A 20,740-nucleotide genomic window follows, 5' to 3' on the forward strand; every position below is an offset into this window, starting at 1 on the left:
GCGGGTGTCCGCTGTGACGTGCATTTTTACCACAATGATTTGCAAAGTTGCCATGGATGCCAGTGAATCTGGTTATGATGTTAGTGAGGATACCATTGTTGTAGAGCAATTTTTTGCGTGACCAGCATGTGAACGGGGATGCAGTGCCGATATCCAGTCTCGATAAAGCCGATATAGACCGCTTGAACTTGCAGGGATTGTCTTGCCTGGTTGGTAATCGCCGCCAGGCGCGGCGCCTGGTGCAGATGGCGCTGGCGGCGGCGCGCCAGCGGCAATATGCGCGCGGCAGCGCTTACGCCGAACTCAACCACTGCTGGCTTGCCTATTACAGCGGCGAACCCGAACCGTCGTGCGAGCTGGTGCAAACGCATTTTTTGCAGTGCGGCGACCTGGAAGGGGCGATGGGCGTGGCCAGCTTGCAAGGCGCGTATGCCAGCCGGCGCGGCGAGTTTGCCATCGCCGAGCAGCATTTCCTGCTGGCGCGCGAACTGGCCGCGCAAATTCCCGATTCCCTGCATAAATTCATGCTGTATGGCCGCCTGGGCGTCGATGCGCTGAACCGTGGCGATACGCAGGAAGGGCCGCGCAATTTCCTGCTGGCGCTCGATATTGCCGAACGTTACGGCACGCCCGCGCACCGCGTCAACAGCCTGTCGAACCTGGCGTCCTCGCAGCACGACCTGGGCAATGATGAAGACGCCATTCCGCTGCTGTATGAAGCGCTCGACATCATCGGCACGCAAAAGCTGAAATACCAGCAAACCATCGTTTCGGCCAACCTGGCCATGTGTTTATTGACTACCGGCAAGCCGGCCGAAGCGCTGGCCGTGATCGAGCCGTTTTATGAGTGGCCCGAAGAAGACCTGGCGATCCGCGCCTTTCTGTTTTGTATCGCGGCCCATGCGACGATACTGTTGCAGCGCCCGGCGCAGGCCCAGCAATTGCTGCTGCGGGCCGAAGACTATGCGCGCCAGGGGCAGGACCTGGAAGAGCAGATGCATGCCTGGCTGGTGCGTGGCAAGCTCGATCTGCAGGGCGGCGAGCCGGCGCGCGCGCTGGTGTCGCTGACGCAGGCGCATGGCTTGCTGAGCTGGACGCGCAATCCGTTCCACCAGCAGCAGATCTTGCGGGGTCTGGCCGACATCAATGCCCGCCTGGGACAGTGGGAGCTGGCCTACGGTTTCCTGCAGCAGTACCAGGCGGCGTATGAAGCGAGCAGCAAGTCGGCGCGCGCCTCGCGCATATTGATGCGCAACCTGGAAAAGGAAATGTGCAGCCTCAAGGCCGAGCGCGACACGGCGCTGGAATTGCAGGCCGCGCGCGAATCGGAAAATGCCAAGCTGGAACATTTGAACCGCGAGCTGGCGCACCAGATCATGCATGTCAGTGCGCTGCAGGACAGCCTGAAGGAACAGGCCATGCGCGATCACCTGACGGGCTTGTATAACCGCCGCCACTTTGAAAACAGCCTGAATGCGATCCTGCAGGAGGCAGTAACAGAAGCGGGGGCACAGGTGCCGCTGGCCATCGTGCTGATCGACCTGGATTTCTTCAAGCGCGTCAACGATACCTATGGGCATAACTTCGGCGATGAAGTACTGATCCAGTTTGCGCGGCTGGTGGAAAGCCAGTTGCGCGGCAGCGACATGTTGTGCCGTTATGGTGGCGAAGAATTCTGCCTGCTGTTGCGCGACGCCGACAGCGTGATCGCCTCGCACAAGATCGATGCGATCGCCGCGCTGTACCGCCGGCTGCAGATACGGCAGGCGCCGCATAGCTTGTCAGGCTGCACTTTTTCAGCGGGTATCGCCGAATATCCGCGCCACGGCGTTGACCGCCATGCCTTGCTCACGTGCGCCGACAGCGCCCTGTATGCCGCCAAGCTGGCCGGCCGCGACCGGGCGCTGGCCGCGCAATAAACCTATTTGATAAACCGCAGCAAGCCTTCCAGCGCATGGGCGACGGCCTGTTCGCGCACGGCCTGGCGGTCGCCGGCAAATACCCGCCGTTCCGTGTGGACGCTGGCGCCATGGGCCCAGCCGAAACACACGGTGCCGACCGGCTTGCCCGGTACGGCGCCGCCCGGACCGGCGATGCCGGTGGTGGAGACGGCCACCTGGGCGTCGCTGTTGGCCAGCGTGCCTTCGGCCATGGCGGCGGCCACCTCTTCACTGACGGCGCCCGCCTCGGCAATCAGGGCGGCTGGCACGTTCAGCAAGTCTGTCTTGGCGGCATTGCTGTAGGTAACGAAGCCGCGCTCGAACCAGGCGGAGGAGCCGGCGATATCCGTCACGGCTTGCGCCACGCCGCCGCCCGTGCACGACTCCGCCGTTGCCAGCAGCCATTGTTTCGCTTGCAAGGCCTGGCCGACCTGGCTGGCCAGGCTGAGTATATCGTTGTGCATGAGTGGCTCCTGAGGCGGGGAATGGCAAAATGGGGGAAATGGGACTGTATCACGGTCGATATGCCCTGATGAGCACGGAAAAAGAAACTTTCCCCGCTGACAGCGAAAATGCGTACACTCTTTTATGCATTTGGCAGCAAGACATATAGCAAACATATCACGCTTGACCGCCCCATCAGGCTAACTGGCTGGTTTGCCCTGGGCCCCTGAACGTACGACCTTTATGCGTTTGTCATGGCACTTCTGGACTGGACCTGCCGGCAATTGTGCGAGCACCTGGCTAGCCGGGCGCCCGGCCGCAGGCGTATCGCCATGCGGCTGGGCTGCCTGGCTTGCCTGTTTCTGTTGCTGGCGATGAGCTGTGTCCTGGCGCAGGCGCAGGCGCCGGGGGCGGCGGAGCGCCAGGTCAAGGCCGCCTACCTGTACAAGTTCGCCGGATTCGTCGAGTGGCCCGAAGGCAGTTTCGAGCGGCCCGACAGTCCGCTGCTGATCGGCGTGGCGGGCGACACGGCGCTGGCCGACCAGCTGGAGCTCAGCGTGGCCGGGCATAGTGTCAACGGGCGCGCCGTGCAGGTGAAAAAAGTACGGCGCGGCGAGCCGCTGGCCGGCTTGCATGTGCTGTATCTGGGCGGGCAGGACAAGGCGCCGCTGCAAGAGATGTTGGCCGCCAGCCGTGGCCTGGCGCTGTTGACGGTATCCGATTCGGACGAGGTCCATGCCATGGGCAGCATGATCAATTTCGTGGTGACGGACGACCGGGTACGCTTCGACGTGGCCTTGAAACCGGTGGCGCAGGCGCACATCCGCATCAGTGCGCGCATGCTGCTGGCCGCCTACCGCGTGCAGACGGGAGGCGCCTGAACATGCTGCGCCTGCGCTCGATCCGCCACAAGCTGATGTCGGTAGTCCTGCTGACCACCCTGGTGGCGCTCGTCATTTCGCTGGGCACCATCGTCGTCTTCGATTTGCGCGCCTACCACCGCAACCTGATGGCCGACATCAGCACCCAGGCCGAACTGCTGGGGCATATGAGTTCGGCCGCGCTGGCCTTCGACGACCAGCGCCTGGCGCTGGAAAACCTGAACCTGATGCGCATCCGTCCACGCGTGACGGCTGGCGCCCTGTACCGTGCCGATGGCAGCCTGTTTGCCAGTTACCAGGCGAACCAGCATACCGCGGCGCTGCCGGCACGGGCCGGCCTCGAAGGGGAACGCATCCAGGCCAATTCGGTCGAACTGTTCAAGTCCATCGTCGACAATGGCGAGCTGCTGGGTACTGTTTACCTGCGCGCCGATTACGAACTGGCCGGCCGCACGGCCGACTACCTGGCCATCGCGCTGGGCGTGACGGTGCTGGCGCTGCTGGTGGCCTTGCTGCTGCTGCGCCGCCTCGATTACATGATTACCCAGCCCATCCTCGATATTGCCGACGTGGCCCGTGAAGTGGTCGAGACGCGCGACTATTCGCGCCGCGCGCGCAAGCTCAGTTCGGACGAGGTGGCCCAGTTGGTCGATTCCTTTAATAAAATGCTGGCCGAGATACAGTTGCGCACGCATGCGCTGGAAAGCTCGAACGCGGAACTGGCGCGCGAAGCGGGACAGCGCGCCCAGGCGCAGCAGGAAATCATGCGGCTGAACCAGCAGCTGGAAGTGCGCGTGCATGAGCGCACGATGCAGCTCGAACTCACCAATGGCGAACTGGCGATGGCGATGGAAGAGGCGCGCAGCGCCAATTATGCCAAGTCGGCGTTCCTCTCCTCGATGAGCCATGAATTGCGCACGCCGCTCAACGCCATCCTCGGCTTTGCGCAAATCCTCAGCTCCGACCGCCTGCCGTCGACGCTGGCGCAAAAGAAGGAATTCGCCGGGCATATCCTCAAGTCGGGCCGCCATCTGTTGACCCTGATCAATGAAATCCTTGACCTGGCCAAGGTCGAGTCGGGCACCGTCACCTTGTCGCTGGAACCGGTGGCCCTGCATGCCATCCTCGATGAATGCCGCGACATGATCGCGCCGCTGGCCAGCCAGCGCGGCATCGCCATGACCTTTCCCGATGCCAGTCCGCTGACGGTGCTGGCCGACCGCACGCGCCTCAAGCAGATCTTGCTGAACCTGCTGTCGAATGCGCTCAAGTACAACCGCGAACATGGCCGCGTGGCCGTCGATTGCGCATGGGATGGCGAGGCGCAGACGGGGGGGCGGGTGCGCATCAGCGTGCACGATACGGGCAGCGGCCTCGATGACGAGCAATTGGCGCAGTTGTTCCAGCCATTTAACCGGCTGGGCCAGGAGGGCGGCACGGAAGAGGGCAGCGGCATCGGCCTGGTGGTGACCAAGCGGCTGGTCGATTTGATGGATGGCAGCATCGGCGTGACCAGCGAGCCGGGCGAGGGCAGCACCTTCTGGATCGAGCTGCGCGCCGTCGATGCCTTGCCGGGCCCGCCGTCATCGAGTTCGCCGCCGGACCTGGCCGGTGCGCTGCTGGACAACAGCGGCCCCGTCACCTTGCTGTACGTGGAAGACAATCCCGCCAACCTGACACTGATCGAAGAAATCATCGGCTATTGTCCGCGTCTGCAACTGCTGACGGCGCAAGACGGCCGCAGGGGCGTGGAGATGGCGCGCAGCCACATGCCGCAGCTGATATTGATGGATATCAACCTGCCCGACGTGAGCGGCACCGAAGTGCTGCAACTGCTGCGCGCCGATGCGCGTACGGCGCATATCCCCGTGATCGCGCTGACGGCCAACGCCATGCCCAGCGAGGTGGAGCGCAGCATGGCGCTGGGCTTTTACCGCTACCTGACCAAGCCCATCAATCTTGAGGAATTCAGCGAGACGATCAACAGCGCGCTGGCCTATATCGCCCGCCAGCGCCAGCAGAAAGGCGGGCGCGCGCCATGATCAGCCAGGCCGACATCTATGGCGCCAAAATCCTGGTGGTCGACGACCAGGAAGTCAACCTGCGCCTGCTCGAACATCTGCTGGGGAGCGGCGGCTATACCTGCGTCACCAGTACGCTCGATCCGCGCGCCGTGGCCGGGCTGCACCAGCACCACCAATATGACTTGATCATCCTCGACCTGGTGATGCCGGGCATGAGCGGCTACGAAGTCATGGATGCGCTGCGCCCGCTCGAGCGCGAAGGCTATCTGCCGGTGCTGGTGATCGCCGCCGATCCCGACGCCAAGCTGGCGGCGCTGGAGGCGGGCGCGCGCGATTTTCTCAGCAAGCCGTTCGATGCGCTGGAAGTGCTCACGCGCATCCGCAATATGCTCGAAGTGCGGCTGCTGCACCGCGCCGCCCATCATTACAACGCGCTGCTCGAACGCACCGTCATCCAGCGCACGGCCGAATTGCAGCGCTTCCGCGGCGCCATGGACGCCACCAGCGACGCCATCTTCCTGATCGATGTGATGGGCATGGCGCTGGTCGACGTCAACGATGGCGCGTGCCGTTTGCTCGGCTATACGCGCACCGAGCTGCTGTCGCTGTCGCCGGGCGACCTGCTGCCCACGCCGCCATCGACACCGCTCGATGGCCTGTTCCACCTGACGCCCGAACTGATCGAGTGCGACCTGCTGCGGCGCGACCTGAGCATGGTGCCGGTGGAGCTGGGCTGGCACTGGCATGCGCAAGGTCCGCTCGAGGCGGGCCTGGCCGGCTCCCACAGCCTGCTGCTGATCGCCGTGGCGCGCGATATCAGCGAACGGCGCCAGACGCAGGAGCGGCTCAAGCAGCTGGCCCACTATGACAGCCTGACGGGGCTGCCGAACCGCGGCCTGTTTTACCAGACCTTGCGCCAGGCGATTGAGCTGGCGCAGGAAAAAGCCTGGCGCATCGTGGTGCTGTTCATCGCGCTCGACCGCTTCAAGAGCATCAACGATACCCTGGGCGCGGACCTGGGCGACGAGTTGCTGCGCCAGTTCAGCAACCGCCTGGTCGAATGCGTGCGCCTGCGCGATACGGTGGGGCGTCTGGGCAATGACGAATTTGCGCTGATCCTGACCATGGGCCGCAACCAGCAGGAAGCCGTGATGGTGGCCAACCAGGTACGCGAAGCCTTGCGCGCCCCTTTCGACCTGCGCGGCCATCCGGCCACGTTGACCGCCAGCATCGGCATCGCCATGTATCCCGACGACGCGCTGGACCCGGAAACGCTGATCAAATACGCCAATACGGCCATGGGCGGCGCCAAGCAGGCCGGGCGCGATGGCTACCGTTTCTTCACGGCTGGCATGAATGTGCAGGTGCTGGCGCGGCTGGACCTGGAACTGGCCCTGCGCCACGCGCTGGAACACGAACAATTCATCCTGTACTACCAGCCCAAGGTGGATTTGCGCACCGGCCGCATCAGCGGCGTGGAAGCGCTGCTGCGCTGGCGGCGCCCCGGTTATGGCCTGGTGGCGCCCGCTGAATTCGTGCCGGTGCTGGAAGACACGGGCCTGATCGTGCGCGTGGGCGCCTGGGTGATCCAGGCCGCCTGCCGCCAGATCGCGCAGTGGCAGGGCAGCGAAGTGGGGCCCGTGCACGTGGCCGTGAATGTGTCGAGCCGCCAGTTTGCCGAGGGCGACCTGGAAGGCGAAGTGACGCGCGCGCTGGCGCTGTACCAGGTGCCGGCCGAGCTGCTGGAGCTCGAACTGACGGAAACGGCGCTGATGTCGAATGCCGAGCGCACCATCGTGGTGCTGGGCAAACTGAAAAAAACCGGCGTGAAGGTGACCATCGACGATTTCGGCACCGGCTATTCCAGCCTGGCCTACCTGCAGCGCTTCCCGATCGACAAGCTGAAGATCGACATCGCCTTCGTGCGCAATATCACCAGCAATCCGAATGACGCGGCCATTGCGCTGGCCATCATCAGCATGGCGCACAGCCTGAAGCTGAGCGTGGTGGCCGAGGGCGTGGAATCGCGCCCGCAGCTGGAATACCTGCGGCGCAACCGCTGCGATGAAATCCAGGGCTTTTATTTCAGCCGCGCCCTGCCCGCGCTGGAACTGGGGCAGATGATCGCCGCCGGCGCCGGCCTGCCGCCCGGCCACGATCCGGTTGCGCAACCGGCGCAAACCTTGCTGATCGTCGATGACGACGTCAACGTGCTGTCTTCCCTGCACCGTTTGTTCCGCCCCGACGGCTACCAGATTTTGACGGCCAGCACGCCATCGGAAGGCTTTGAAATGCTGGCGCTGCACCGCGTGCACGTGATCGTCTGCGACCAGCGCATGCCCGGCATGAGCGGCACCGAGTTTCTCAGCAAGGTCAAGGAACTGTATCCGGAAACCATCCGCATCATCCTGTCCGGCTATACGGGCCTGGAAGCGGTGCTCGACTCCATCAACCGGGGCGCCATCTACCGCTTTTATACCAAGCCCTGGGACGACACCGAACTGCGCGACAATATCCGCCTGGCTTTCCAGCATTACTGGATGGTCAACCCGCCCGGGCTGGCGCGGGCCGCTATCCTCAGTTAGCGCATACGCAGCTTGATTCCGCTGCGGCTTTTTTGAAATTTCCTGAACGTAACTTTAATGAAACTTGATGTTACAAGATCAATGTTTTTTTGAGATCTATTGCCATAAGATCAAAGTTTATTGGGCAACGGCCCGCAAATTCAGCCAGGCGCTGTCATCCTTGATCGTCACGACCATGACTTTTCCTCTTCACACTGCGCGCACTGCCTTGCTGGCAGTGAGCTTGCTATTGCTGGCACCTGCATGGGCGGCCACCAGCACCAAGACCAGCACCAGCGCCGCGCGTCTGCTGGTGGCTGAAAAAGACGGACGATTGATTTTCCTGCTGCCGGAAAGCCATATCGGCACACCGGCGCAGCAAGATTCTTACTTTAAGCAGACGATCCGTCCTGCTTTTGCCGCTTCCTCGGCGCTGCTGCTGGAACGCCCTTCCAGCCCGCGCCTGTCGCCTGAGTATGATCAGTGCTCTTGCGAGACCGAAAGCGCGGACGAAGCGGAACAGGATATGGAAATCAATGCCGCCCTGCGTGCTCACCCGGACCCGGTGCTGGAGCGTGTCATGCCGATCAAGGGGGAAATCGATCAACTGGGGCGCTTCATCCGCTTCGACATGCTGTTGCAGGCCTGGATAGGAAGGGGCTACCAGCAGCCGGCCAGCGTTGACGCCCAGGCTGAAGCCAGGCAGGCGGCCACAGTTCATGTGCTGCCGGCGCAATCGGCCCAGCTGATCATGGCCATGCCGCGCCCACTCCACTCGGTGGACGATACTGCGACATTTTTCCAGGCCTATTGCGCGCTGGCGCCGATGCAGCGCCGCGCCCTGATACGCAGCCTGCTTGACGACCTCGCCTTATCCCAACAGCAGCAGTCGCCGCCGCAGCCTGAGCCGAAGCCAAGCTTGCGCAGCTTATACCGTGAAATCGACAGTCTGTACCAGGCAAGCCTGGCAGATATTCGCCGCACCCTGGACCAGGAGGGGCACACTGACGATGCCGGGCTGGCTGCCGGTGTCCCGCATGAACGGCACTGGACTGACGAGCAGTTGATCAGGCAACGCTTTCTGGTTCTCGAGCGCAATCGCGTCTGGATGGCGCAACTGCCGTCGGTACTCAATACCGAACGCTTGCCCTTCTACGCCATCGGTGCGGACCACTTTGCCGACCATAGTTACGGCCCCGGTCTCATCACGCTGTTGCGCCGCGCGGGCTACCATGTGGCGCTGGTCGATGGCCAGCCCATGTTGCACAAGCTGCTGGCACACGCGCCGGCTGGCACCGGGCAGGCAGATTTATCCACCTTGCCGGCGTTGGAGCCGAAGCGGCTGGCAGGCAAATGCATCCTTATACCTGGCAATTATTCCTGTTCGTGGGCTAACGCAACGACCATTTACCAGGCCAATTTGGCGGGGCCTGCTTCGCCGCAGGAACGGCTGACGGTTTGTTATCAACGGGGTGCGCAGTTCGGCTCCTTGAACCAATGCGTTACCGCCATGGTGCCGCGCGCACCGCAAAGGGTAGCTGATCTGGCGACGGCTGAAAAGATGGCGCCGGCTGATCCCGGTCGCTGACGCTGATGCTCGCTCGCGCTTGTATGCTTCAATCGCTGAAATGGTCAAACGAAGTCAGTGACAGGTCGAGCGGCAAGCCGGCCGCATCGACCAGGCACAAACCGGCTTCGGCTTCGATACGGCCCACGCGGGTAACCGGTGTGCCGCAGCTATTTGCCAGCGCGGCGATGGCGTCGCGCGAGGCAGCGGGCGCAGTAAAACACAGTTCGTAATCGTCGCCGCCGGCAGCCGTGTAGCGGCGGCGCAGCGCGCTGTCCTGCTGCGCCAGCACGGGGCCGGCGGGCAGGGCGTCCACCTCCAGCGTGGCGCCCACGTTCGAGGCTTTTAATATGTGGCCCAAATCGCCCACCAGGCCATCGGAAATGTCGATGGCGGCGTGGACGATGCCCGCTTCGGCCAGCGCGCAGCCCAGGACCACGCGCGGCGTGGGCGTGTGCATGCGCGCCGCCGCCGTGGCCAGGTCGGCCGGCGGCAGGTTCTGCTCCATGCGGTAGCCGGCCAAGGCCAGGCGCGCGTCGCCCAGGCTGCCGCTGATCCAGATATCGTCACCCGCCACAGCCGCGCTGCGGCGCAGGGCCTGGCCCGGCGCCAGTTCGCCAAACACGGTGATGCAGATATTGAGTGGCCCCTTGGTGGTGTCGCCGCCGATCAATTCGCAGCCATGTTCATCGGCCAGCGCAAACAGGCCTTCGGCAAAACCGGCCAGCCAGTGGCGGTCCGCCTGCGGCAGCGCCAGCGCCAGGGTAAACGCCACCGGGCGCGCGCCCATCGCGGCCAGGTCCGACAGATTCACGGCCAGGCTTTTATGCCCGAGCATGCGGGCATCGGCGCCGGCAAAGAAATGCCGGTCTTCCACCAGCATGTCCGAGGAAATGGCGATCTGCTTGCCTGGCGTGGGCGTGAGCAGCGCGCAATCATCGCCGATGCCCAGGGTGGCGCGGCCAGGCCGCTGGCGCACGAAGTAGTGTTTGATCAGGTCGAATTCGGACAGTGCATCGTGTTGGGGCATGGGATGTGGGGGCAGTGGGTTCGCGACTGCCTATTATAGAGCTGGCTAGCTGCCTGGTCGCGCCTGCGCCATGCCTTGCAGCAATTTGCCCAGCAACTGGTCCAGCTGCTGCTGTTCCCCGGCGCTCAGGGAGGCCAGCATGCTGCGTTCATTGTCCACATGCAGGCGCACCAGCCGGTCGATCAGTTCGCGGCCCTGGGGCGTCAAGGCCACCAGCACGCCGCGCCGGTCGGTCGGATGTTTTTGCCGCTCGATCAGGCCGGCCGTTTCCAGGCGGTCGATGCGGTTGGTCATGCCGCCCGAAGACAGCATGGCCGCTTCGTACAAGGCCGTCGGCGTGAGCGCATACGGCGCGCCCGAACGGCGCAGGGTCGCCAGCACATCGAATTCGCCCGGCTGCAAGCCGTGTTGCGCAAACAGCGGATTGAGCCAGTCGCGCGACATCAGGTGGGCCACCGTGCCCAGCTGCCCCACCAGCTGCATGGCGGCCGTATCCATGTCCGGTAATTCGCGCTGCCATTGTGCGGCGGCGTAGCGGGCGCGGTTGTGGTGCAACTGGGTGTCGGTGTCTGTCATATTTGTCATTTATCTTCACGTCGAGAGAGATTTTAATCTCTGTGTTAAGATACTTTCTATCGAGTTAATTGTGCGTAAAGCATTAAACCATGCGCCTCCGCGTGAGGCAAGGACTATCCATGAGCACTGATTCTTCTACCACGGCTGCGCCAGCAGCCCAGGCCGGCACGACCCCGCATGCTGCCTCGACGGCGCTGCTGGTGGCCGCCATCATCTTGCTGGGCCTGAACCTGCGCCCGATTTTGGCCGCCATCGGCCCCTTGCTCGACAGCATACAGGCCGCTACCGGCATCAGCAGCGCCGATGCCGGCTTGCTGACCACCGTGCCCGTGTTTGCCATGGGGATTTGCGCGCTGCTGGGCGCCCAGCTACAAAAACGCCTGGGCGTGGTGCGCGGCATCGGCCTGGGCATCGCCATCATCACCGTGGCCTGCGCGCTGCGCTGGCCCCTGCATGGCAGCGCCGGCCTGATCGCCACGGCGGCGCTGGGCGGGCTGGGCATCGCGCTGGTGCAAGCCTTGCTGCCCGCCTTTATCAAGCGCCATTTCCCCGAGCGGGCAGGGCAGTTGATGGGGTTTTATACCACCGGCATCATGGGCGGCGCGGCGCTTGCTGCCGCCAGCGCTTCGCCGCTGGCGCAAGCGCTGGGCTGGCAAGTGCTGCTGGCCCTGTGGGCGCTGCCGGCCGCCGCCGCGGCGCTGCTGTGGCGCCGGACCAGCGCATCGCGGCGCGATGTGTCGGCCGGCACCGGCGCCAGCCTGCCCGTGAAGGCGCCGCGGGCCTGGCTGCTGATGGTGTTTTTCGGCATCGGCACGGGCGCCTACACGCTGGTGCTGGCCTGGCTGCCGCCGTTTTATACGGAGCTGGGCTGGAGCGCGGCCGAAAGCGGCCTGCTGCTGGGCGGATTGACCCTGATGGAAGTGCTGGCGGGCCTGGTCGTGTCGAGCCTGATCAACCGTTTCCCGGACCGCCGCATCCTGCTGCTGGCGGTGCTGCTGTCGGTGCTGGCCGGCCTGGCTTGTTTGATCCTGGCGCCGGCGCAACTGGCGATCCCTGCGATGGTCTTGCTCGGCATCGGCATCGGCGCGCTGTTCCCGCTGTCGCTGATCGTCAGCATGGACCATGTGGTTGACCCGGCCAGCGCCGGCGCGCTGCTCGGTTTCGTGCAGGGCGGCGGCTACATCATCGCCAGCAGCATGCCGTTTATCGCCGGCCTGATCCGCCAGCATTCGTCCAGCCTGGCGCAGGCCTGGATGGTGATGGCCGGTGGCGTGCTGATCCTGCTGCTGATCGCCTTGCGTTTCGCTCCCGGTGCGCGGCTGAACTCCCAATGATGATTGTTTAAATTAATCAAATATATAAATTTGATAGTTTTTAATGCCGTGTCCGTTGGCGTCCACAGGGAAGCTTACAATGTGGGGTTATACGTTTTCGTGATATCAGACTGTGGCTAGCGGAAAATACCTAGCTAATTGAAAGAATCGGTCTGATAAAATCGAAGACTACCCGATCGACCAAACAGGAAGGCAGCACAGCATGGATTCGTCATCTGACCAAAAAGAAGAATTGCGTCAACAATTGCGCCAGGCCGCACTCGAATATCACGAGTGCCCGCGCCCCGGCAAGATCAGCGTGACGCCCACCAAGCAACTGACCAACCAGCGCGACCTGGCGCTGGCGTACTCGCCAGGCGTGGCTGCGCCATGCGAAGAAATCGTCATCGATCCAGCCAATGCCTATAAATATACGGCGCGCGGCAATCTGGTCGCCGTGATCACCAATGGTACGGCAGTGTTGGGTTTGGGCAACATTGGTCCGCTGGCCGCCAAGCCGGTAATGGAAGGCAAGGGCGTGCTGTTCAAGAAGTTTGCCGGCATCGATGTGTTCGACATCGAAATCAATGAATCGGATCCGGACAAGCTGGTCGACATCATCGCCGCGCTGGAACCGACCTTCGGCGGCGTCAACCTGGAAGACATCAAGGCGCCCGAGTGCTTCTATATCGAGCGCCAGCTGCGCGACCGCATGAAGATTCCCGTCTTCCATGACGACCAGCACGGCACCGCCATCATCGTGGGCGCGGCTATCCTGAACGGCTTGAAAGCGGTCGGCAAGAAAATCGAAGACTGCAAACTGGTGGTCTCGGGCGCGGGCGCCGCAGCGCTGGCCTGCCTGGACCTGATCGTCGACTTGGGCTTCCCGCTGAAAAACATCTACGTCACCGACCTGGCTGGCGTGGTGTATAAAGGCCGCACGGAATTGATGGATCCGGACAAGGAACGTTTCGCACAAGATACGCCACTGCGTACCCTGGCCGAGATCATCCCTGACGCCGACATCTTCCTGGGCGTGTCCGCCGGCGGCGTGTTGAAACAAGACATGGTGCGCAAGATGGCGCCGAATCCCCTGATCCTGGCGCTGGCCAATCCGAATCCGGAAATCCTGCCGGAAGAAGTCAAGGCCGTGCGCAGCGACGCCATCATCGCCACCGGCCGTTCGGACTACCCGAACCAGGTCAACAACGTATTGTGCTTCCCGTACATCTTCCGCGGCGCCCTCGATTGCGGTGCAACCACGATCACGCGCGAAATGGAAATTGCTGTGGTGCACGCGATTGCCGACCTGGCGCACGCCGAGCAGTCCGACATCGTGGCCACCACCTATGGCATCAGCAACCTGTCGTTCGGTCCTGAATACCTGATCCCGATGCCGTTCGATCCGCGTCTGCTGATCAAGATCGCGCCGGCCGTCGCCAAGGCAGCGGAAGATTCCGGCGTGGCAACGCGTCCGATCAAGGATCTGCAAGCGTATGCAGACAGCCTGCAGCAATTCGTCTACCGCAGCGGCACCTTCATGAAGCCGCTGTTCCTGATGGCAAAATCCACGCCGGCCGACCTGAAGCGCATCGTCTACGCCGAAGGCGAAGAAGAGCGCGTGCTGCGCGCCGTGCAAGTGGTGGTCGACGAGAAACTGGCGCGTCCTATCCTGGTGGGCCGTCCAGCCGTGCTGGAAGCGCGCATCGCCAAATTCGGCCTGCGCCTGAAACATGGCGTCGATTTCGATGTCATCAATCCGGATTCCGACGAGCGCTACCGCGATTACTGGCACACGTATTACGACATGACCAGCCGCAAGGGCGTCACCGAAGAATACGCGAAGCTGGAAATGCGCCGCCGCCACACCCTGATCGGTGCGATGATGATCCACAAGGGCGACGCCGACGGCATGATCTGCGGCACCTTCGGCACCACCCAGCTGCACCTGAAATACATCGACCAGGTGCTGGGCAAGCGCGCCGGCAGCAATGTCTATGCCGCCATGAACGTGCTGGTGATGCCTGAGCGCCAGCTGGTGATGGTCGATACGCACGTCAATGAAAATCCGGACGCCGATCAATTGGCCGAGATCACCATCATGGCGGCCGAGGAAATGACCCGTTTCGGCCTGTCGCCACGCGCCGCCCTGCTGTCGCACTCGAACTTCGGTTCCAGCGACAGCGCTTCGGCGCAAAAGATGCGCGCCACCCTGGCCATCGTCCAGGAACGTGCGCCGGAGCTGGAAATCGACGGCGAAATGCATGGCGATACGGCCCTGGACAGCAAGCTGCGTCAAAAATTCATGCCGAACTCGACATTGAAAAACGACGCCAACCTGCTGGTCATGCCCAACATCGAGTCCGCCAACATTGCCTACAACCTGCTGAAGACGGCAGCTGGCAACGGCATCGCCGTCGGCCCGATCCTGCTGGGCTGCGCCAAGCCCGTGCACATCCTGACCCCGTCGGCTACCGTGCGCCGTATCGTCAACATGACGGCGCTGTGCGTGGTGGACGCTGTCGCCCAGCGTAAAGTGTAATCACGGCGGCCCTGGCCGCCAAAAGGATCAAAGCCGCCCCATCCGGAAGGAGGGGCGGCTTTTTATCTGTGGGGCAGCCTATTCATTGAAGACAATTTGATATCGATCAAATTGTCTTTGGCCATTTGACGCTAAGCTGGTCGGGAACTCCTTGCTCTGCCCGTGGTCTTCATCGGCGTCAATCGCATCGTGTTGACGTTTCTTTGTGTGACGCAACAACATGGGCTGTGGCGGGAGTTCACTTCATTGCAGCCCTTCCCCTACCGCGTCCTCTTCCGCCCAGCGCGTCCTGATCGCATCGATCGCGTGCCGCTCACTGATGAACAGATCGACCAGTTCCGCATCGAAGTGGCGGCCCTTCTGTTCCTGCAAATAAGCGAGCGCGTCGGCCATGGGCCAGGCCCGCTTGTACGGGCGCGCGGAGGTCAGCGCATCGAACACGTCGGCGATGGCGACGATGCGTCCGGCCAGCGGAATATGCTCGCCGGACAAGCCGCGCGGATAGCCGCTGCCATCCCATTTTTCATGGTGGGTCAGGGCGATTTCGCGGGCCAGCGCCAGCATGCCGCCAGCCGGATGCGTGCCGATGATGTCGCCGCCGATCGCTGCGTGCGTGCGCATGGTGTGCCATTCATCATCGTCGAGCTGGCCCTGTTTTTGCAGGATGCGGTCGGGAATGCCGATCTTGCCCACGTCGTGCATGGGCGCCGCGTGCAGCAAATCGTCCGCCTCGTCCTCATCCATGCCGGCGGCCACGCCCAGCAGGCGCGCATAGTGGCTCATGCGTATCACGTGCAGCCCTGTTTCATTGTCCTTGTATTCGGCGGCCAGCCCCAGGCGTTGGACGATTTGCAGCCGCGTTTGCTTTAATTCCTCGATACGCACCAGCGACAAATGGTTGCGCACGCGGGCGCGCACGATGGCCGGGCTGAGCGGTTTGGTGATGTAGTCGACAGCGCCCGCTTCGAAGCCGCTCAGCTCGTCGTTTTGCTGGTCCAGCGCCGTGACAAAGATGACGGGAATGGCGGATGTTTGCGGTTCGGCCTTCAGGCGGTTGCATACGGCGTGGCCGTTCATGCCGGGCATCATTACGTCGAGCAGGATCAGCGCCGGACGCTCTTCACGTGCCAGTGCCAGCGCGCGCTCGCCCTGCTTGGCGAACAGCAGGGTGTAATCGTCCTGCAGTATCTGCCGCAGCAGTTGCAGATTGGCCGCTTCGTCATCGACGGCCAATATCACTGGCTTGATTTTCGCTGCTGTGTGGCGATGCAAACGCATGAGGACTCCATATCAATGATGTCAGCAGAATGCCAGCAGATAGTGCTGGCCAAGCTGGCCGAGCTGGTGCAGGGCCGGATCGTCAGGAATACGGGGTGCTGATGGAATGCGGGCTGGTCTCATCCTGAGAGCAGCCGCAATGCGGCGCTGGCGATATGCCAACCTTAGCAGATTTTAGAAATAAATATATTAATTGTAACTATATCGTGCGGCGTGTAGTTGCATAAAATATATTTATCGATGCAGCTCGCCTTGCCGGAATTGTTAATTGTAGGGCTGCAAGTCCAGCCAGACGGCGTAAGCCAAACGCTTGCCGTTCCACAAGCCGCCGCCACGGATCACGGCGTCGCACGAGGTCAGCTGGCCCACCAGGTCCTGGCGGCCCAGGTTGCGGCGCAGGCGCAGCGCATCGTTGTGCGCCAGGTAGCCGACCAGCTGGCTATCGATGAAAACGGCGATGGCCTTGTCCTGGAACGGATTGGCGTCGTCGCAGACCAGCAGCGCCAGGCACTTCTCATCGGCATTGCCCGGACCATGGTCGCCCGCCAGTCTGGCGATGGCGGGTTGATAGATGGAATCGTTTTCCACTTCCGAGGCATAGCGCCCTTCATCGCGCCAGTGATGCGCAGGCGGACCCGGTGGAATGTCCGGTACATACTGGCGCACCGAGATCAGCGCCCGCTCCAGCGGTTTGACGGGCGTGCGGCCGCTGAAAACGTAATACAACAGACCGAAAACGATCGCGAAGGCGAGCAGGTAAAGCATGGTATCTCTCTGATTTCTGGGTGGAATGAGCCGATGGCGAACAGGCAAGCTGCCGCGCCGCCGCTACTATAGCAAGTTAGCCGCCGCTATACGGGATTGGGGGGGCCTGGCCATGATGCGGCGGCGCCGGCGCAGCGCCCGCGGATCGTCCTGCGCAAACGGGGCCGCGCCCGTGAAGCCCGAATAATACTGGCCATGCCGCCGCAGCATGGCAGTATAGTCTTTCAAATCATGGCCTTGCGCCAGCATGCGCGCATCGCCATCGACCTCGATGGCAAAGCGCAGCCGGTGCAGCAGCCACCATAGCGGCAGGTTCCACGGCATCACAACGAGCAAGGCATACGCGGCGGCCAGCAATTGCGGGTCGCGCGCGGCTAGCCGGCATTGGGCGTGCGCCAGCAGCAGCGCTTGCTCTTGCGCAGGAATGATGCTCAGCCAGGCCGGCATGACGATGCAGGGCCGCAACAATCCCGCCACGCAGGGTCCCAGCAAGGGGCTCAGGTACACAGGCGTGCCCGGCAACATAGTTTTTTGCCAGCGCCGCCGGTGCAGCATCAGTTGCACGCTGCGCACTAGCAAAGTCAGCAACATGCCCATCGTCAACATGGCACAGACCAGCTTCCATGGCGCCGGCAGGGCAGTCAATAGCGGCAACGACAGCAACACCCACGCGGCCATGATGGAGAGCCACAGCCAGCGGCAGTGTGACGGCAGCCAGGCTGGCATGGTTTAGCGTTTCAGCGCCATGCCGACCGAGGCGGGCGCCGTGTGCGTAAAACCGAACTGCGCGTACAGGTCTTGCGCCTGGCCATCGGCGATCAGGCTGACATACGCGCTTTTAGGCACGCTGGTCTCGATATAGCGGCGGATCTCTTGCATGATCAGCTTGCCCAGTCCCTTGCCCTGGTGCTCGGGCAGCACGGCGATATCGACCACCTGGTAAAAACAGCCGTCGTCGCCGATCACGCGCCCCATGCCGACCACGTCCTTGCCCTGCAGGATCTGCACGGCGAACAGGGAGTTAGGCAAACCGCGCGCCGCCGCCTCCATCGATTTGGGACTGAGGCCAGCAGCCACGCGCAGGTGCTGGTAAGTGGCGATGTTCGGGGTTTCCAGCAAGGTGGTGTAATCGTTGGACAAGACGGTCTCCATGGTTGGTTGACCGATTATAGCGGCGAAGGCTGGCAAGACAGCTACCGTTGCGTTATGGTGGCGTCATTGACTCGAGAATGAAAGCACACCATGTCCGCAGGATTTACCGCCACCGAACTCTCCATCCTGAATGAAGACGATGCCCTGATCACCACCCTGGCCGCCAACACGGCTGGCAGCGAGCCGGTCTACCTGATGTTCCAGCGCGCAGCAACTGACGACGAGCAGGATGCCGAGCTGGGCATGGACGAGCCGTATATCGAATTCGGCGGGCAGGAATTTGCCTGGTATGGCCATATGCATGCCGTGATCCTGCATCCGAACCGGCTATCGGTGCAGCTCGATGCGGAAGCGGCCATGCAAATGGATGACGATGGCCAGCTCGACGTGCGTTTTAATTTCACGCCAGAACAGTTTGCCCAGTTGCAGCAGGCGCTGCGCACCACCTTTGATGGCTGCGAGTATTATCGCGAAGAACGTTGATCTGGATTGATCGCTGACTGGAAAACCATGCACGAACAAGCTACCCTGACCGGCAACACGGTTGCCCTGATTCCGATGTCGGCGCAGCACGGACCGCAACTGCTGCAAGCGGCCGCTGATGGCGAATTGTGGAACATGACCGTCACGGTGGTGCCCGGCCCGGCCACCATGGACCGCTACATCGCCACCGCCCTGGAAGGCCAGCGCGCGGGCACCGTCATGCCTTTTGTGATCGTGCAATTGGCCACGGGAACCATTGTCGGCAGTACGCGTTTCTGGAAGATCGACAGGATTAACCGCAAGATGGAAATCGGCCACACCTGGCTCAGCGCCTCGGTGCAGCGTTCCAGCGTGAACACGGAAGCGAAATTATTGCTGCTGACGCACGCGTTTGAAGTCATGGACGCCGTGCGCGTGCAATTCACCACCGACGAACTGAACCAAAAATCGCGCGCCGCCATCCTGCGCCTGGGCGCCGTCCAGGAAGGCATCGTCCGCCACGAGCGCATCATGCCCGACGGCCGCAAACGCAATTCAGTGCGGTTCAGCATCATCGATACGGAGTGGGAGGCGGTGAAGGCGGGGCTGGCGCTTAGATTGCGCCGCTAGAATTATCCGGGCAATAAAAAACCCGCTGCATCAGGCGATGTGCGGGTTCAATCTGTACAACGATGTTCTGTGGTGCGGGAGCCGGAATCGAAAAGATCAATTAAAGCAGCATGGTAAGCCACTTCCTTGGTTTTGAGGTACATAGATACCGTCAAAAGTACCGTCAAAAATAAATGATGTCCTAGTCAAAATGTTTTTGCGACACCGGTCGCGGCATGCTCAGCGCTCAGCGCGGCACCCTGCGTATCAGGTTCCGCTCAATTTCGCAGCGTCGAGTCGCTTTCTCTCAGACTTCCGCATTGGTCTTGGTTCCGGTGCTGTGGCGGCCGGCTGCATCAGGTGCATGCGAAGCACGCGCACTGTGTTGTCATGCAACCTGGTGGCAGGTATGCCCATCGCCTTCAGTACGCGCAACTGCTCAGCTGCACGCTTGTAATGCGTCAGATCGATAATCTCCTGATTGCTCAGTGCCAGTTCGTTCATGGCTACCTTTTCATGCACAGCAAGGCGGCTGATTTCCGAGACGTCGATTGCTTGCGCTGCTGCGGGCTGCTGCATCTTTTCTATTGCCGCCGCCAGCCTGGCCAAAACTTCGATTTCAATGGGTGTCATGGCGTGCTCCTATTTTCGTTGTTGATGTGATGCCAGAGCTACCATACCAGCTTGGCCATGTTCAAAAACGACCGTTTATGAACATGCCGTAAAGCCACTCCTTAGATATGTTCATAAAATAGCCCTTTCATTTATGGGCATGTTCATATATATTGAACACGTTATTGAACATGCTGAACCATCTCCCGGAGATAAAAATGGCAACTTTTGCATACGGCCGTGTCAGCACGGCAGACCAGGCCACCGAAAACCAACGCCAGGAAATTGAACGGGCCGGGATCGTGATCGATTACTGGTTCGCGGACGAAGGTGTGTCGGGAAAGGTGCCTGCGGCGCAGCGGCCACAGTTCGCCCAGCTCCAGCAGCAGATACGTGCAGGTGAAACACTGGTTGTTTCCAAGCTAGACCGCCTGGGCCGGGATGCGCAGGACGTCGGCGCGACCATCAAGGCGCTGGCTGCCCGCCAGATCGAGGTGATCGTGCTGCAGCTTGGCAAGCTGGACCTGACCTCACCGGCAGGAAAGCTCATGCTGACCATGTTGGGCGCCGTCGCGGAAATGGAGCGGGACCTTCTGGTAGAGCGTACCCAGGCAGGACTGGCGCGCGCCAAGCAGCAAGGTACGGAATTGGGCCGTCCAACCAAAACGAACGACAACCAACGCCAGGCCATCGTTGCGCAGCATGCAAAGGGAGCCTCGATCAGTGAGTTGGCTCGCATCTACGAAATATCGCGTGCCAGCATTGGCAGGATCATCAAGGCCCAGCCCGAAGCAGCTTAGAAGGCGTGGAACTGTGCAAAGACGGGAATCCTCGCATCCATATTGAGCGCATCCCAGGCCGCGCAACCTTCCCCTCAGGGAAGGCTAGACGCCTATAATTGCTCAATCGACAGGATTCCAGGGAAAAACCATGCACTACGATCCAATCATGCTGGGCGCTTTTCTGGCCATGCTCATTAAT

18 protein-coding genes are annotated in these 20,740 nt (G+C 62.0%); 10 read left to right on the top strand and 8 right to left on the bottom strand.

Features of this window, described 5'->3' with window-relative positions; genetic code table 11:
• Window positions 1-143: 143 nt before the first annotated feature.
• Window positions 144-1,919 carry a diguanylate cyclase gene (locus ACL9RI_RS07815; protein WP_422726009.1) on the top strand — a complete coding sequence of 592 codons (1,776 nt, stop codon included), beginning with the start codon at window positions 144-146 and terminating at the stop codon, window positions 1,917-1,919.
• Between the two features lie 2 nt (window positions 1,920-1,921).
• Here the strand turns inward: ACL9RI_RS07815 and ACL9RI_RS07820 are convergent, their stop codons facing one another.
• Window positions 1,922-2,404 (bottom strand): CinA family protein, encoded by a 483-nt coding sequence (locus ACL9RI_RS07820; protein ID WP_422726010.1) that lies wholly within the window; start codon window positions 2,402-2,404, stop codon window positions 1,922-1,924.
• Between the two features lie 234 nt (window positions 2,405-2,638).
• Here ACL9RI_RS07820 and ACL9RI_RS07825 point away from each other — a divergent pair, with 234 nt between their 5' ends.
• From ACL9RI_RS07825 to ACL9RI_RS07840, 4 genes are all read left to right on the top strand, one after another.
• Complete coding sequence (locus ACL9RI_RS07825) at window positions 2,639-3,265, top strand: YfiR family protein (protein ID WP_422726011.1); 627 nt, start codon at window positions 2,639-2,641, stop codon at window positions 3,263-3,265.
• Between the two features lie 2 nt (window positions 3,266-3,267).
• Window positions 3,268-5,307: an ATP-binding protein gene (locus tag ACL9RI_RS07830; protein WP_422726012.1), complete on the top strand. Its 2,040-nt coding sequence runs from the start codon at window positions 3,268-3,270 to the stop codon at window positions 5,305-5,307.
• On the top strand, window positions 5,304-7,874 hold the full coding sequence (locus ACL9RI_RS07835; protein ID WP_422726013.1) for an EAL domain-containing protein: 2,571 nt from the start codon (window positions 5,304-5,306) through the stop codon (window positions 7,872-7,874). The genes ACL9RI_RS07830 and ACL9RI_RS07835 overlap by 4 nt, the downstream gene beginning before the upstream one ends.
• A 175-nt stretch (window positions 7,875-8,049) precedes the next feature.
• Window positions 8,050-9,441, top strand: a complete 1,392-nt coding sequence (locus ACL9RI_RS07840; RefSeq protein ID WP_422726014.1) for a TraB/GumN family protein — start codon at window positions 8,050-8,052, stop codon at window positions 9,439-9,441.
• A gap of 28 nt (window positions 9,442-9,469) precedes the next feature.
• Here the strand turns inward: ACL9RI_RS07840 and thiL are convergent, their stop codons facing one another.
• Both thiL and ACL9RI_RS07850 read right to left on the bottom strand, forming a co-directional pair.
• On the bottom strand, window positions 9,470-10,450 hold the full coding sequence (thiL, locus tag ACL9RI_RS07845) for a thiamine-phosphate kinase (RefSeq protein WP_422726015.1): 981 nt from the start codon (window positions 10,448-10,450) through the stop codon (window positions 9,470-9,472).
• A gap of 45 nt (window positions 10,451-10,495) precedes the next feature.
• Complete coding sequence (locus ACL9RI_RS07850) at window positions 10,496-11,026, bottom strand: MarR family winged helix-turn-helix transcriptional regulator (RefSeq protein WP_422726140.1); 531 nt, start codon at window positions 11,024-11,026, stop codon at window positions 10,496-10,498.
• Between the two features lie 119 nt (window positions 11,027-11,145).
• On the opposite strand from ACL9RI_RS07850, the gene ACL9RI_RS07855 reads away from it, so the two are divergent.
• Window positions 11,146-12,360, top strand: coding sequence for an MFS transporter (locus ACL9RI_RS07855; RefSeq protein WP_422726016.1), 1,215 nt, complete (start codon window positions 11,146-11,148; stop codon window positions 12,358-12,360).
• 202 nt (window positions 12,361-12,562) lie between these two features.
• Window positions 12,563-14,881, top strand: a complete 2,319-nt coding sequence (locus ACL9RI_RS07860; RefSeq protein ID WP_422726017.1) for an NADP-dependent malic enzyme — start codon at window positions 12,563-12,565, stop codon at window positions 14,879-14,881.
• Window positions 14,882-15,124: 243 nt separating this feature from the next.
• On the opposite strand, the gene ACL9RI_RS07865 is transcribed toward ACL9RI_RS07860, so the two are convergent.
• The 4 genes from ACL9RI_RS07865 to ACL9RI_RS07880 all read right to left on the bottom strand — a co-directional run bounded on the left by ACL9RI_RS07865 (window position 15,125) and on the right by ACL9RI_RS07880 (window position 18,064).
• The gene (locus tag ACL9RI_RS07865) at window positions 15,125-16,159 is read right to left on the bottom strand and encodes an HD-GYP domain-containing protein (RefSeq protein ID WP_422726018.1); all 1,035 of its coding nucleotides are present in this window, start codon (window positions 16,157-16,159) and stop codon (window positions 15,125-15,127) included.
• A gap of 264 nt (window positions 16,160-16,423) precedes the next feature.
• Entirely contained in the window at window positions 16,424-16,924 is a 501-nt protein-coding gene (locus ACL9RI_RS07870) for a hypothetical protein (RefSeq protein ID WP_422726019.1), read from the bottom strand.
• Between the two features lie 66 nt (window positions 16,925-16,990).
• Window positions 16,991-17,650 (bottom strand): M56 family metallopeptidase, encoded by a 660-nt coding sequence (locus ACL9RI_RS07875; RefSeq protein WP_422726020.1) that lies wholly within the window; start codon window positions 17,648-17,650, stop codon window positions 16,991-16,993.
• 3 nt (window positions 17,651-17,653) lie between these two features.
• Window positions 17,654-18,064: a GNAT family N-acetyltransferase gene (locus ACL9RI_RS07880; protein WP_422726021.1), complete on the bottom strand. Its 411-nt coding sequence runs from the start codon at window positions 18,062-18,064 to the stop codon at window positions 17,654-17,656.
• A 102-nt stretch (window positions 18,065-18,166) separates the two neighbouring features.
• Between ACL9RI_RS07880 and ACL9RI_RS07885 the strand changes: the two genes are divergently transcribed.
• Window positions 18,167-18,559 (top strand): Imm10 family immunity protein, encoded by a 393-nt coding sequence (locus ACL9RI_RS07885; RefSeq protein ID WP_422726022.1) that lies wholly within the window; start codon window positions 18,167-18,169, stop codon window positions 18,557-18,559.
• Between the two features lie 9 nt (window positions 18,560-18,568).
• Complete coding sequence (locus ACL9RI_RS07890; RefSeq protein ID WP_422726141.1) at window positions 18,569-19,168, top strand: GNAT family N-acetyltransferase; 600 nt, start codon at window positions 18,569-18,571, stop codon at window positions 19,166-19,168.
• Between the two features lie 246 nt (window positions 19,169-19,414).
• On the opposite strand, the gene ACL9RI_RS07895 is transcribed toward ACL9RI_RS07890, so the two are convergent.
• Window positions 19,415-19,780: a DUF4224 domain-containing protein gene (locus ACL9RI_RS07895; protein WP_422726023.1), complete on the bottom strand. Its 366-nt coding sequence runs from the start codon at window positions 19,778-19,780 to the stop codon at window positions 19,415-19,417.
• 197 nt (window positions 19,781-19,977) lie between these two features.
• Between ACL9RI_RS07895 and ACL9RI_RS07900 the strand changes: the two genes are divergently transcribed.
• Window positions 19,978-20,559, top strand: coding sequence for a recombinase family protein (locus ACL9RI_RS07900; protein ID WP_422726024.1), 582 nt, complete (start codon window positions 19,978-19,980; stop codon window positions 20,557-20,559).
• The last annotated feature ends 181 nt before the right edge of the window (window positions 20,560-20,740 follow it).

Origin of the sequence: Janthinobacterium sp. Mn2066 (genome assembly GCF_049319705.1) — a bacterium.
GTDB lineage: Bacteria > Pseudomonadota > Gammaproteobacteria > Burkholderiales > Burkholderiaceae_D > Janthinobacterium.

What these genes read in the sequence shown, in the direction of transcription:
- ACL9RI_RS07895 (WP_422726023.1), bottom strand. Translation starts at nt 19,780, where the DNA reads ATGACACCCATTGAAATCGAAGTTTTGGCCAGGCTGGCGGCGGCAATA.
- ACL9RI_RS07870 (WP_422726019.1), bottom strand. Translation starts at nt 16,924, where the DNA reads ATGCTTTACCTGCTCGCCTTCGCGATCGTTTTCGGTCTGTTGTATTAC.
- ACL9RI_RS07820 (WP_422726010.1), bottom strand. Translation starts at nt 2,404, where the DNA reads ATGCACAACGATATACTCAGCCTGGCCAGCCAGGTCGGCCAGGCCTTG.
- ACL9RI_RS07850 (WP_422726140.1), bottom strand. Translation starts at nt 11,026, where the DNA reads ATGACAGACACCGACACCCAGTTGCACCACAACCGCGCCCGCTACGCC.
- thiL (WP_422726015.1), bottom strand. Translation starts at nt 10,450, where the DNA reads ATGCCCCAACACGATGCACTGTCCGAATTCGACCTGATCAAACACTAC.
- ACL9RI_RS07840 (WP_422726014.1), top strand. Translation starts at nt 8,050, where the DNA reads ATGACTTTTCCTCTTCACACTGCGCGCACTGCCTTGCTGGCAGTGAGC.
- ACL9RI_RS07900 (WP_422726024.1), top strand. Translation starts at nt 19,978, where the DNA reads ATGGCAACTTTTGCATACGGCCGTGTCAGCACGGCAGACCAGGCCACC.
- ACL9RI_RS07885 (WP_422726022.1), top strand. Translation starts at nt 18,167, where the DNA reads ATGTCCGCAGGATTTACCGCCACCGAACTCTCCATCCTGAATGAAGAC.
- ACL9RI_RS07875 (WP_422726020.1), bottom strand. Translation starts at nt 17,650, where the DNA reads ATGCCAGCCTGGCTGCCGTCACACTGCCGCTGGCTGTGGCTCTCCATC.
- ACL9RI_RS07835 (WP_422726013.1), top strand. Translation starts at nt 5,304, where the DNA reads ATGATCAGCCAGGCCGACATCTATGGCGCCAAAATCCTGGTGGTCGAC.
- ACL9RI_RS07860 (WP_422726017.1), top strand. Translation starts at nt 12,563, where the DNA reads ATGGATTCGTCATCTGACCAAAAAGAAGAATTGCGTCAACAATTGCGC.
- ACL9RI_RS07825 (WP_422726011.1), top strand. Translation starts at nt 2,639, where the DNA reads ATGGCACTTCTGGACTGGACCTGCCGGCAATTGTGCGAGCACCTGGCT.
- ACL9RI_RS07830 (WP_422726012.1), top strand. Translation starts at nt 3,268, where the DNA reads ATGCTGCGCCTGCGCTCGATCCGCCACAAGCTGATGTCGGTAGTCCTG.
- ACL9RI_RS07865 (WP_422726018.1), bottom strand. Translation starts at nt 16,159, where the DNA reads ATGCGTTTGCATCGCCACACAGCAGCGAAAATCAAGCCAGTGATATTG.
- ACL9RI_RS07855 (WP_422726016.1), top strand. Translation starts at nt 11,146, where the DNA reads ATGAGCACTGATTCTTCTACCACGGCTGCGCCAGCAGCCCAGGCCGGC.